The organism is Vibrio sp. Isolate23, from assembly GCF_022398095.1.
In the GTDB taxonomy this organism is placed as follows: Bacteria; Pseudomonadota; Gammaproteobacteria; order Enterobacterales; family Vibrionaceae; genus Vibrio; species Vibrio coralliilyticus_A.
This window is the reverse complement of record NZ_JAKEUV010000009.1, coordinates 63,373-76,155: the sequence shown is the minus strand read 5'-3', so window position 1 is coordinate 76,155 and position 12,783 is coordinate 63,373. Positions and strand designations below refer to the sequence as shown.

Here is a 12,783-nt window from a genome sequence, read left to right as displayed (position 1 = left end):
TTATTGGTATAAAACGCTATCAAAGAATTTATCGAACCAAGGAAGAACCATGCAATTGCCTGCAAGTCTTGCTTCTGTTTCTCAGACGGCTCTGGAATCCCTACTGCAACATCAGGCTATTCAAGAGTGGCCTGAATCTTATCGTAAGGAGCTCAGCTATGTGGCTGGGTTGAGTCAGTTTATTGTCGACACCCTGCAGCAAGATGAGTATTTGCATCAACATTTGCCTGAGATGTTGGAGGCAGAGTCTCGGCACGAAGCATATCGACAGCGTCTGGAAGAGTTATTGGCCGGATGCAGTGATGAAATGCAAGGTCACCGAGTACTCAGACAGTTTCGTAATCGCGAGATGACATACATTGCATGGCGAGATTTCATAGGCAGTTGGGAGCTTGAACAAAGCCTAGAGCACTTGTCTCAGTTGGCGGAGGCGATGATTTTTGAGACTTACCAATGGCAATACAAAGCGTGTTGTGATTTGTGGGGAACTCCTTGTAATGAAGCGGGTGAAGCGCAGCCAATGTTGATTATTGGCATGGGTAAGCTTGGTGGCGGAGAGCTGAACTTCTCCTCAGATATTGATCTTATTTTCACTTACCCAGAAAACGGTGACACTCAAGGTGCTCGTCGCAGTATTGCCAATGCTCAGTTTTTTACTCGCCTGGGACAACGCATCATCAAAGCGCTCGACCAGCAGACGTTTGATGGTTTTTGCTATCGCGTCGATATGCGGTTACGTCCTTTTGGTGACAGTGGCCCGTTGGTGATGAGTTACGCGGCGTTAGAGGACTATTACCAAGAGCAAGGACGAGATTGGGAGCGTTACGCGATGATCAAAGCGCGTGTGATGGGGCGTGAGATGTATCCGCAATATCAGGAATTACGTCAGATGCTGCGCCCGTTTGTTTTCCGTCGTTATATTGATTTCAGTGCGATTCAGTCACTACGGCGCATGAAGTCAATGATCAGCAGTGAAGTTCGTCGTCGTGGTTTAACAAATAATATCAAGCTAGGAGCGGGCGGCATTCGGGAAATCGAGTTTATCGCTCAGGTATTTCAGTTGATTCGAGGAGGCCGTGAGCCAAACCTGCGTCACCGAGGATTACTGATGACTCTCGACGCAATTGAAGAGCTGGAGCAACTAACCAGTGAAGAAGTGAGTAATCTCAAACATGCGTACAAGTTCCTTCGTCGCTTGGAAAACCTGCTTCAAGCAATGGCTGATAAACAAACGCAAACTCTACCAGAAAGTGAGATTGAACAGCTTCAACTTGCTATTGCAATGGGATTCTCGGATTGGACTTCACTGATCGAGCAAGTGCGTCAGCATATGCGCAATGTCCATAAGGTATTCAATAGTTTGATTGGCGATGAAGAAGAGGAATGCTCCGAGGTCGCCAAGCATTTTCATGAGCTGTGGGATATGGTGGAGAAGCCAGATGTAATTGAAGCGGTACTTGAGCAGGATATTGCGAGCGGCGATGCTACTGAAATGGCATCAACCATTATTCAATTTAAACAAGATCTTGCGAAGAAGACACTGGGGCCTCGTGGTCGAGAAGTTCTGAACCGTTTAATGCCAAAGATCTTTGCGGCGATCTATTCTCATCAAGATGCCAAATATGGCTTACCCCGTGTCTTACATTTGCTGCATAAGATCGTGACTAGAACAACGTATTTGGAGTTATTGGATGAGCACCCTGCAGCGTTGACGCAGCTAGTCCGATTGTGCACGGCCAGCCCGATGATTTCTGAGCGGCTTGGACGTTATCCGATTCTGCTTGATGAGCTGATTGATCCCCAGCAGTTATACAATCCCGTACCATTGGAAAGCTACCGTACTGAACTGCGTGATTTCCTTGCTCGTATCCCGGAAGACGATATGGAGCAACAGATGGAAGCGCTGCGTCAGTTTAAGCAGATCTGTATTTTACGCATCGCTGCCGCAGACATTGCAGGAGTACTGCCTGTTATGAAAGTGAGTGATCACCTCACTTATCTGGCAGAGGCTATTGTGGAGTCGGTTGTCAATCAGGCGTGGCTGCAAATGGCAGAGAAATATGGTGAGCCAACACATCTAAAAGATAGAGAGGGTCGAGGTTTTGCTGTGATTGGTTACGGAAAAGTAGGCGGCTGGGAGCTAGGGTACAACTCGGATCTGGATATTGTGTTTATGCATGATTGCCCAGTTCATGCCTATACCGATGGAAAAAAAGAGATTGATGGTCGCCAATTCTACTTACGCTTGGCCCAGCGCATCATTCATATATTTTCAACAAGAACGGCGTCAGGCATCTTATACGAAGCGGATACCCGACTGCGCCCCTCAGGTGCTTCAGGGTTGTTGGTTAGTCCTGCAGATGCCTTTGATGAATACCAGCATAAAGAGGCGTGGACTTGGGAGCATCAGGCACTGGTAAGAGCACGAATGATCTATGGGGATCAGCCACTGCAACACGCGTTCTCTCAGACAAGACATAATATTTTGAGTTTGGTAAGAGAAGAGTCAAAGCTCAAAAAGGATGTCACGGAGATGCGAGTCAAGATGCGAGAGCACCTTGGTGGGAAAAAAGCAGGTCGCTTTATGCTTAAGCAAGATCCCGGTGGTATTACCGATGTGGAATTTCTTGCTCAGTACCTGGTCTTAAGGTACAGCCATGAAAAACCTAAGCTGACTCGATGGAGTGATAACGTCAGAATCTTTGAATCCATGATGGCACAAGGCATTATGGATGAAGCTCCTGCGATGGCATTGACTCAGGCATACACAACGATGCGCGATCAAATTCATCATCGCAATTTATTGAATCTTGAGGCCGATGTGGCTGAAGAAAAACTTGTCAGAGAGCGAGAGCTGGTTAAAGCGCTTTGGCATGAGTGGTTAGAATAGGTTTAGGGTCCTTATCCCCTGTGTTAAACTCTTGTCCGAATTAGAATTTGGAGACCCATAATGAAACCAATCCTACCGAACTATAGTGATTCTGGTGTATTGATCATCGGTGATGTCATGCTTGATCGTTACTGGTATGGTCCGACTGGACGCATTTCCCCAGAAGCCCCAGTTCCTGTAGTAAAAGTAGAAAATAACGAAGAGCGTCCAGGTGGTGCAGCGAATGTGGCAATGAATATTGCTTCTTTGGGCGGCCATGCGCATATCGTGGGTTTAACTGGGATTGATGAGCCAGCTAAAGTGCTTAATGAGACGCTATCTGCACTGAAAGTAAAGTGTGACTTTGTTGCTCTGCCAAACTATCCAACCATTACTAAACTTCGCGTTTTGAGCCGTGGTCAGCAGCTGATCCGCCTAGATTTCGAAGACAAATTTGAAAATACCGATGCCGAGCTAATTTTAGATCGTATGGAGCAAGCGTTGCCAAAAGTGAAGTCGGTTGTTCTGTCTGATTATGCGAAAGGTGCATTGGAGCATGTTCAGCAATTTATTCAGAAAGCACGAGCCGCCAAGGTTCCTGTGTTTATTGACCCTAAAGGCGCAGACTTTGAACGCTACCGCGGCGCAACATTACTGACCCCTAACATGGCTGAATTTGAGCTGGTTGTGGGGAAAGTAAAATCGGAACAAGACTTGGTTGAGAAGGGCTTAGCGCTGATTGAAGAGTTCGATTTTGATGCATTATTGGTGACGCGCAGTGAGCACGGTATGACCTTGCTGCGCCGTGGGCAGGAACCATTCCACCTACCAACTCTTGCACAAGAGGTCTATGACGTAACGGGTGCAGGTGATACCGTGATTTCTGTGCTGGCGGCATCAGTGGCGGCGGGTAAGCCCCTTGACGAAGCTTGCGCATTGGCAAATGCTGCAGCAGGCGTCGTAGTCGGTAAGCTGGGTACATCAACCGTATCCACCATTGAACTAGCTGAAGCGGTTCATGGCAGTCAAGACACTGATTTTGGTGTTATCACTGAACAAGCGCTGATTGAAGCGGTGAAGAACGCACAATCGAAGGGCGAGAAGGTAGTGATGACCAATGGTTGTTTCGACATTCTGCACGCTGGACACGTTTCTTATCTGAACCATGCTGCTGAATTGGGTGACCGCCTGATTGTCGCGGTGAACACCGATGAATCTGTTAAGCGCTTGAAAGGCCCTGGTCGCCCGGTTAACCCGACCGATCGCCGTATGGCAGTTCTGGCTGGCCTTGGTGCGGTAGATTGGGTTGTCCCGTTTGGCGAAGAAACGCCTCAACGCCTGATTTCAGAAGTTTTGCCTGACATGCTTGTGAAAGGTGGTGATTACAAGCCTGAAGAAATTGCGGGTGGTAAAGAAGTGATTGCCAATGGTGGTGAAGTTAAAGTACTCAACTTTGAAGATGGTTGCTCAACGACTGAGATCATTGACGCCATCAAGGGCGGCAAAGGCTAAAGACACATCAGGCAGCTCGTTATTGAGCTCTGCCTGAATCAAACTTTGTTCATAACTTGTTACCATTTAAGTCACAGCCGACAAAGAAAAAACAAAAAATGGAGCCAATTGGCTCCATTTTTCTATCTTTGTCTTGGTGATTATTCTTCTAAATCACCACAGAATCGGTAACCTTCACCGTGAATCGTCGCGATGATTTCTGGTGTACCTGAGACTGATTCAAAATGCTTACGGATACGACGGATAGTCACATCTACAGTACGGTCATGTGGCTTAAGCTCACGACCAGTCATCTTCTTAAGCAGGTCAGCACGTGTCTGGATCTTGCCTGGGTTTTCACAGAAATGAAGCAGGGCACGGAACTCAGAACGAGGCAGTTTGTAGCCATCGCCACTTGGGCTCACTAGTGAGCGGCTATTGATATCCAATACCCAGCCGTTGAATTCGTATTTTTCAACGCTGCGTTTTTCTTCCGTGACCACGCTGGTGCTCATAGAGCGATTTAGTAGGTTACGGGCACGGATCGTTAGCTCACGCGGGTTAAATGGCTTGGTAATGTAGTCATCTGCACCGATCTCAAGACCTAGGATCTTGTCAACTTCGTTGTCACGACCAGTCAGGAACATTAATGCCACATTCGCTTGCTCGCGCAGTTCACGTGCCAGCAGAAGGCCATTTTTACCTGGAAGGTTGATGTCCATAATAACCAAGTTGACCTGGTTGTTAGACAGCACCTGGTGCATCTCTTCACCGTCACTGGCCTCGAAAACAGCGTATCCCTCTGCTTCAAAAATACTCTTTAGAGTGTTACGAGTTACTTGCTCATCTTCAACAATAAGAATGTGCGGGGTTTGCATTGGCGGTACCTAAACTTGTGAAAAAATTGTGCTAATAGAATAAATTCTAGGCAAAAACCTAACATACAGGTAATGTGATGTTGATAATAAACCAAAGACTGTAAAAATACATTGTTTCTTTGATTGCCCGCCTTCCTTGGTCCCAATTCGCTTCTTGAGGTCCCTTTTCCTCACACGCTCTATTAGTCTTTGAGGCGGATTCTATAATGTTAACAGCATGCTAACAACGTCATAATGTTAATTCCATGCACTTTGTTGATTTATATCAAGAGTTCGAATGTAACAAATATTAATAGTCTAAAACAAATGTAAAACTGTGGTTTATATGATGGTTGATGCACAACTTTGGCAAGAATATTCAGACCCTTACTTCAAATTTATCCGCTCGCTGAGCTGTCATCAGTTTGCCATTATCACGGCGTGGAACCCCGCGAGTCAGTGGTTGTCCAAACAACAAAATGAACGAAATAATCGCTACTTAGTTCAAGAATTTAGCCATACTTACTTTGTTGAAGTGTTAGTGGGAGATGAAAGTTTCGGTTGGGCTGAAGAGAGTTTCGCCGTCGATATTGATGAGCTACAGGCACTAGAGCTAGGGCGTAAATATCAGCAGAACGCGATTTACTATGTTGATGGTAATGAGCTGTTTTTACTCTCCTGTTTGGCTGACAAAGCGAAAGTCAGTTTAGGTGAGTGGAAGTATCGATGCAGATAAGAAATTAAAGCCATATTCATGGAGGAAAAATGAAAGATATAACACCGGATATATGTGATAAACATGAAGATAGAGTAACGTCGTTGGATTTGCCCTTACACACTTTTGGTAACAAAAGTGCATTCTGGGGAGAAATTGTCACGGTTCGCTGCTACCACGATAACTCCAAAGTGAGAGAAACCTTGAGTCAGGACGGCAAGGGAAAAGTGCTGATCGTCGATGGGCATGGCTCCTGTCAGAAAGCTTTACTTGGTGATCAACTGGCGATTCTTGCAATTGATAACCATTGGGAAGGCGTAATTGTGTATGGTGCTATTCGAGATGCTGCTGCAATGGCTGAAATGGAACTTGGTGTAAAAGCTTTAGGGACTAGCCCATTTAAGACGGAGAAGCGAGGAGCTGGCGATACAAATGTGACACTGACGGTTCATAACCAAATGATTCAGCCAGGCGATTATGTCTACGCCGATTGGAATGGGGTGCTAATGTCTACTGAATTATTGGATTGGAGTTAGAATCGAAAGCCGATACCAACTTCTAGTTCTTGTTGCCACTCTTGATGTTCGAGGGTGGCGTGAAGATCAAGGTTTTCAGTTAACCTCATACGGCTAGATACTTCGGCTGAGATAACTTTGTCAGTCCCTTCCTCAGTGCTGTCTTCATTGTAGGAGTGCAGAGTACTTTTTACTGAGACTCTTGGCGTTATCTGATAGCTAACACCACTTAAAAAACCACTTTCATTGGTGTGATTCCCTTGATTAACTCTAGCCCCAACGTAAAGATCGATATTATCGAAAACATTGTATGAATAGCCACCATCAATTTTCCAAGTATCAAAATCGTGTTGATTAGCTTCACTAGATAGGAACAACTTGTGCGGAGAGTTTTTTTGCTGTGATGGCAAAGCTGGAAGCTCTGTTGCCATCGATGAGCACGCAACAAGAGTAAGCAAAAGGCTTAGTGTTGTTTTCATTTGCCACTCCTTGATTGTTACTTATCCACCGCAAGATCAATTAAAGCATAAAACCTCAGCTCTGGTAGTCACTTTTTCAGTAATTTCGTGAATTAGCTGATATGCAATCTTGTTTATACTTTAGATATAAAAGGTAACTTATTGAACTGGCTCACAGAAGACGATCCGAACGAAGTGTAAACAAAAAATAAAAACTTTTCGTTGACTCATGCTAAACAAATAGGTTAAACGTATGGGTAAGCAAACACACAATCGCAACAAAAAATATATGTACAGCCATAGCCTAGTAGTAATGACCACAACCATTATTATTACCGACATCACACATGTTGGGGCAGGCTGCTAAGCGAAAGAAATTCAAAGAAAAGGCCTGTATCCCACAAGATACAGGCCTTTTTTTATACCAATTTACAGACATTTGGAGAAAGGGATGCGTGTATTAAAGTTTGGAGGTTCATCATTAGCAGATGCTGATCGTTTTTTGCGAGCAGCAGATATCATTGCTAATAATGCACAGCAGGAAGAGGTCGCTGTGGTTCTTTCAGCACCGGGTAAGACAACCAATAAACTCGTGGCCGTGATTGAGGGAGCACTGAAAAATGGCCAAGCGGAGTTACAAATCGCGGAGTTGGAAGATTCTTTTCGCGATCTGTATCAGGATATCAAGCAAGTTTTACCTAACATTGATGGCTCTGGCTATGACAATCAAGTCAAAACGTCTCTGACCCAGCTACGCCAATTTGTTCATGGCATCGATTTATTAGGGATGTGCCCAGATAACGTTAATGCTCGCATCATCAGTAAAGGTGAGCGTGTTTCCATTCAGCTTATGAAAGCGGTATTGGAAGCAAAAGGTCAACCTGCCAGCCTGATTGATCCAGTTAAATACCTTTACGCAAACGGTGAACACTTAGAGGCGATGGTTGACGTTGAAGTCTCGACTCAGAATTTCCGTCAGAATCCATTACCACAGGGGCACGTTAACATCATGCCGGGCTTTACCGCGGGTAACGAAGAGGGTGAACTCGTCACTCTAGGGCGTAATGGCTCAGACTATTCGGCGGCGGTTTTAGCTGCGTGTTTACGTGCTGATTGCTGTGAAATTTGGACAGATGTCGATGGTGTATACAACTGTGACCCACGCTTAGTCGATGATGCGCGTTTACTCAAATCGTTGAGCTACCAAGAAGCGATGGAGCTGTCTTACTTTGGCGCTTCTGTCCTTCACCCGAAAACCATCGCTCCAATTGCCCAATTCCACATCCCATGTTTGATCAAAAACAGCTTTAATCCTCAAGGAGCCGGTACATTAATCGGTCAAGATACGGGCGAAGACAATCTAGCGATCAAAGGCATCACTACGCTCAGTGATCTGACTATGGTTAACGTCTCTGGCCCAGGCATGAAAGGCATGGTTGGCATGGCGAGTCGTGTGTTTGGTGCTATGTCTTCAGCGGGCGTATCGATTGTGTTGATTACCCAGTCCTCTTCTGAGTACAGCATTAGTTTCTGTATCGAAGCGGAAGATAAAGCCATCGCTCAGCAAGCGCTCAGCGACTCGTTCGAATTGGAGCTCAAAGATGGTCTGCTCGAGCCAGTTGAGTTTATGGACGATGTAGCCATTGTGACACTGGTTGGCGATGGTATGCGTACTTCCCGTGGTGTCGCCTCTCAGTTCTTCTCTTCTTTAGCCGAAGTGAACGTGAACATCGTTGCTATCGCACAAGGCTCATCGGAACGTGCAATTTCTGCTGTGATTCCTGAAGATAAAATTTCTGAAGCGATCAAAGCTTGTCATGAGAACCTGTTTAACTCTAAACACTTCTTGGATGTGTTTGTGGTCGGTGTTGGTGGTGTTGGTGGTGAACTGGTAGATCAAATCCAACGTCAGCAAGCGAAACTGGCGGAAAAAGGCATCATTCTAAGAGTGTGTGGTTTGGCGAACAGCAAAGGCCTTCTGCTCGATAGTGAAGGTCTACCCTTAGAACACTGGCGTGACCGTATGAACGATGCAACTGAAGAGTTTAGCCTTGCACGGTTGATTTCTCTGGTTCAGCGCAACCACATTATCAACCCTGTTCTGGTGGATTGTACTTCTTCGGAATCTATCGCTAACCAGTATGCGGACTTCTTGGCGGCGGGGTTCCACGTTGTCACACCAAATAAAAAAGCCAACACAGCGAGCATGGCGTATTACCACCAGCTACGAGATATCGCCCGTAGTTCACGTCGCAAGTTAATGTATGAAACAACAGTTGGTGCTGGTCTACCAGTGATAGAAAACCTGCAAAATCTTATTTCCGCAGGGGATGAACTTGAGCGTTTTAGCGGGATTCTGTCAGGTTCGCTGTCATACATCTTCGGTAAGCTTGATGACGGTATGACGCTAAGTCAGGCGACCAATATTGCGAAAGACAATGGCTTTACGGAGCCAGATCCACGTGATGATCTGTCTGGTATGGATGTCGCTCGTAAGCTACTAATTCTGGCACGTGAAGCTGGTATGAATTTAGAGCTGGAAGATGTGATTGTTGATCAAGCATTGCCACCAGGTTTTGATGATTCAGGCAGCGTAGATGAGTTTATGGCGCGATTGCCTGAGGCGGATGCTTACTTCCAAGAGTTGTCTGCCAAGGCCGCACAAGAAGGTAAAGTGCTGCGTTATGTCGGTGAAATCAATGACGGCCAATGTCGTGTTAGTATGGCTGCTGTGGATGAAAATGATCCTATGTTCAAGATCAAGGATGGTGAAAATGCACTCGCTTTCTATAGTCGCTATTACCAGCCTATTCCATTGGTGCTGCGTGGTTATGGCGCAGGTACAGAAGTGACGGCGGCTGGGGTTTTCTCGGATGTGATGCGTACTTTAGGATGGAAGCTAGGGGTTTAAGACGGATGAGTAGTGGTATGGATGTGGTGGTTTACGCTCCAGCGTCAATCGGTAACGTGAGCGTTGGTTTTGATGTGTTGGGGGCAGCGGTATCGCCTATTGATGGCACCTTGCTGGGTGATCGCGTGATGGTGAAAGCTGGAAACGAGTCTTTTAGCCTCAAAACGGCAGGCAATTTTGTTTCTAAGTTACCGGAAAATCCTAAAGAAAATATCGTTTATGATTGCTGGCAAGTTTTTGTGAGAGAGTTGGATAAAAAGGGCGTGACTTTGCTACCGCTAGAGATGACGCTTGAGAAAAACATGCCGATTGGCTCTGGGTTAGGATCAAGTGCTTGTTCGATTGTCGCGGCTCTGGATGCGCTAAACCAATTCCATGGCAATCCATTGGATCAAACTGAGCTATTGGCGTTAATGGGTGAAATGGAAGGGCAGATCTCAGGTGGCATTCACTATGATAACGTTGCTCCATGCTACCTTGGTGGTGTGCAACTAATGCTTGAAGAGCTTGGCATTATCAGCCAAGAAGTCCCTTGCTTTGACGATTGGTACTGGGTGATGGCGTATCCAGGCATTAAGGTATCAACAGCGGAAGCACGTGAGATCCTACCTTCTCAGTATCGTCGTCAGGATATCATTGCTCATGGCCGACATCTGGCGGGCTTTATTCATGCTTGTCATTCCAATCAGCCAGAGCTAGCGGCTAAGATGATCAAAGACGTGATCGCTGAACCGTATCGTGAGAAACTGCTACCGGGCTTTGCTGATGCACGTAAATACGCGGCAACAGCAGGTGCTTTGGCAACCGGGATTTCAGGAAGTGGCCCGACGCTATTTAGTATTTGCAAAGAGAAAGATGTCGCTGAGCGAGTTGCTCGCTGGTTAGAACAAAATTACGTACAAAATCAAGAAGGATTTGTCCATGTTTGTCGCTTAGACAAGCAGGGCTCAATCGTTACAGGAAGTGAGCTATGAAGCTTTACAATATAAAAGAAAATGATGAACAAGTTTCCTTTGGTCAAGCCGTTTGCCAAGGGTTAGGCCGTAACCAAGGCCTTTTTTTCCCGTCAGAACTGCCGAGGTTTGATGATGTGGATACACTTTTAGCTGAGGACTTTGTTTCTCGTAGCACCAAGATTTTGTCTGCATTGATTGGTGATGAACTGGCGCAAGATAAAGTTCACTCTATGGTTGATGCGGCATTCCAATTTCCGGCACCAATCAATGAAGTCAAACAAGGCGTTTACGCTCTTGAACTTTTTCATGGTCCAACTCTAGCGTTTAAAGACTTTGGTGGCCGCTTTATGGCGCAATCCTTAGCCGCGGTTTCAGACGGTGGTAAAATTACCATTTTGACTGCCACCTCTGGGGATACGGGCGCCGCAGTCGCGCATGCTTTCTACGGTATGGAAGACATCAATGTGGTGATTCTGTACCCGAAAGGCAAGATCAGCCCACTGCAAGAGAAATTATTCTGCACGCTTGGTAAAAATATTCACACCGTAGCGATCGATGGTGACTTCGATGCTTGTCAGGCGCTAGTTAAGCAGGCGTTTGATGATGCGGCACTGCGTGAAGAGATAGGCCTGAACTCTGCAAACTCAATCAACATTAGTCGTTTGATGGCGCAAATCTGTTACTACTTTGAGGCCGCAGCGCAAATGAGTAAGGAAGAGCGCGAAAACTTGGTCGTTTCTGTGCCAAGCGGTAACTTTGGTAACTTAACCGCAGGTCTACTGGCGAAAGCACTTGGCCTGCCAATTAAACGTTTTATTGCGGCAACAAACGCTAATGATACTGTGCCGCGTTACCTAGAGACAGGTAACTGGGAGCCAAAACCAACAGTGGCAACCACATCGAATGCGATGGATGTAAGCCAGCCAAACAACTGGCCACGTATCGAAGAGCTATGCCGCGTGAAAGAGTGGGGCCTAGAGACATTAGGTAAAGGTGCGGTTTCAGATGAGCAAAGTGCGCAGTCAGTCAAAGAGTTGTACTCGCTTGGTTATCTTTGTGAGCCGCATGGTGCAATTGCATACCGCGTCCTTGAAGAGCAGTTGCAAGATGGGGAAACAGGGTTATTTCTTTGCACCGCTCACCCGGCAAAATTCAAAGAAGTTGTTGATGAGATTCTTGATTCAGATATCGCTCTACCAGGACCGCTCGCAAAACACGCTGAGATGGAATTGCTTTCTGAAGACTTAGCCAATGACTTCGATTTACTGAAAGACGTTCTGCGTCGAGTGCAAAAGTAATTTATCGCTCAAAGCCAAAAGGTCACCTCGGTGACCTTTTTTATGTTTAAACGTTTTAATTAACGATTGAGCGCAAATGTTGGCAGAGACAAGTGCCAGCGAATAGCGCCTAAACGAATTAATAGGGTAGAAAATACGCCGGCCAAGAAAGCCGTGTCGGAATCATGGCCCATGGCGAGGGCTGTGGTATGAAAAACACCGCCGATAATACAGGCCGTCGCATACACTTCACTGCGCAGCACCATAGGAACTTCGCGAGCCAAAACATCACGAATGATCCCTCCACCGCACCCGGTAATCACACCCATAATGATGGCAACCAAAGCTGAATCTTGATAGGTCATGGTTTTATCCACACCAATACCAACGAAAACGGCTAGGCCAATCGCGTCGCAGACAGGAAGAATCCACCAAGCCAGACGTTTGGGGCGACGGACGATGATCATGGTCAACAGACAAGTGATGAGAATGGTCCACAAATAGTTGGTATCAGTGATCCAAAAGACAGGGGTTGCGCCTAAAGCCATATCTCGAATTGTACCTCCACCGATGGCAGTCACACTGCCTAATACGGCGACACCAAAAGGGTCCATTTTTAAGCGGCCAGCGAGTAGTACACCTGATACAGCGAAAATAGCGGTGCCGAATAAATCGACACTATAAAGCAGCATGGAGTTCACGGGGTTAATATCTCTTACAAAGGCTCAGTAGAC

General features: G+C 46.2%; 10 protein-coding genes and 1 other annotated feature. Of the genes, 7 read left to right on the top strand and 3 right to left on the bottom strand.

Annotated features, from left to right (window positions below; genetic code table 11):
* The first annotated feature begins 49 nt into the window (after window positions 1-49).
* Window positions 50-2,890 (top strand): bifunctional [glutamate--ammonia ligase]-adenylyl-L-tyrosine phosphorylase/[glutamate--ammonia-ligase] adenylyltransferase, encoded by a 2,841-nt coding sequence (glnE, locus tag L1D31_RS18415; RefSeq protein ID WP_239838515.1) that lies wholly within the window; start codon window positions 50-52, stop codon window positions 2,888-2,890.
* A gap of 60 nt (window positions 2,891-2,950) precedes the next feature.
* Window positions 2,951-4,381: a bifunctional D-glycero-beta-D-manno-heptose-7-phosphate kinase/D-glycero-beta-D-manno-heptose 1-phosphate adenylyltransferase HldE gene (hldE, locus tag L1D31_RS18410; protein ID WP_239838514.1), complete on the top strand. Its 1,431-nt coding sequence runs from the start codon at window positions 2,951-2,953 to the stop codon at window positions 4,379-4,381.
* A gap of 140 nt (window positions 4,382-4,521) precedes the next feature.
* Here the strand turns inward: hldE and arcA are convergent, their stop codons facing one another.
* Window positions 4,522-5,238: a two-component system response regulator ArcA gene (arcA, locus tag L1D31_RS18405; protein WP_239838513.1), complete on the bottom strand. Its 717-nt coding sequence runs from the start codon at window positions 5,236-5,238 to the stop codon at window positions 4,522-4,524.
* 325 nt (window positions 5,239-5,563) lie between these two features.
* Between arcA and L1D31_RS18400 the strand changes: the two genes are divergently transcribed.
* Both L1D31_RS18400 and L1D31_RS18395 read left to right on the top strand, forming a co-directional pair.
* The gene (locus tag L1D31_RS18400) at window positions 5,564-5,953 is read left to right on the top strand and encodes a DUF3293 domain-containing protein (RefSeq protein ID WP_239838512.1); all 390 of its coding nucleotides are present in this window, start codon (window positions 5,564-5,566) and stop codon (window positions 5,951-5,953) included.
* Window positions 5,954-5,982: 29 nt separating this feature from the next.
* Window positions 5,983-6,468, top strand: coding sequence for a putative 4-hydroxy-4-methyl-2-oxoglutarate aldolase (locus tag L1D31_RS18395; protein WP_239838511.1), 486 nt, complete (start codon window positions 5,983-5,985; stop codon window positions 6,466-6,468).
* Here L1D31_RS18395 and L1D31_RS18390 read toward each other — a convergent pair.
* A complete protein-coding gene (locus tag L1D31_RS18390) occupies window positions 6,465-6,926 on the bottom strand; it encodes a hypothetical protein (protein WP_239838510.1) in 462 nt (153 codons plus the stop codon). The two genes, L1D31_RS18395 and L1D31_RS18390, sit on opposite strands and share 4 nt — an antisense overlap.
* A 281-nt stretch (window positions 6,927-7,207) precedes the next feature.
* Window positions 7,208-7,327, top strand: a sequence feature (Thr leader region).
* Window positions 7,328-7,356: 29 nt separating this feature from the next.
* Here L1D31_RS18390 and thrA point away from each other — a divergent pair.
* The 3 genes from thrA to thrC are packed head-to-tail and all read left to right on the top strand — an operon-like array spanning window position 7,357 to window position 12,070.
* A complete protein-coding gene (gene thrA / locus L1D31_RS18385; protein WP_239838509.1) occupies window positions 7,357-9,816 on the top strand; it encodes a bifunctional aspartate kinase/homoserine dehydrogenase I in 2,460 nt (819 codons plus the stop codon).
* A 17-nt stretch (window positions 9,817-9,833) separates the two neighbouring features.
* Window positions 9,834-10,790, top strand: coding sequence for a homoserine kinase (gene thrB, locus L1D31_RS18380; RefSeq protein WP_239838575.1), 957 nt, complete (start codon window positions 9,834-9,836; stop codon window positions 10,788-10,790).
* Window positions 10,787-12,070: a threonine synthase gene (gene thrC / locus L1D31_RS18375; RefSeq protein WP_239838508.1), complete on the top strand. Its 1,284-nt coding sequence runs from the start codon at window positions 10,787-10,789 to the stop codon at window positions 12,068-12,070. The genes thrB and thrC overlap by 4 nt, the downstream gene beginning before the upstream one ends.
* Window positions 12,071-12,129: 59 nt before the next feature.
* On the opposite strand, the gene L1D31_RS18370 is transcribed toward thrC, so the two are convergent.
* Entirely contained in the window at window positions 12,130-12,750 is a 621-nt protein-coding gene (locus L1D31_RS18370) for a TRIC cation channel family protein (RefSeq protein WP_239838507.1), read from the bottom strand.
* Between the last annotated feature and the right edge of the window lie 33 nt (window positions 12,751-12,783).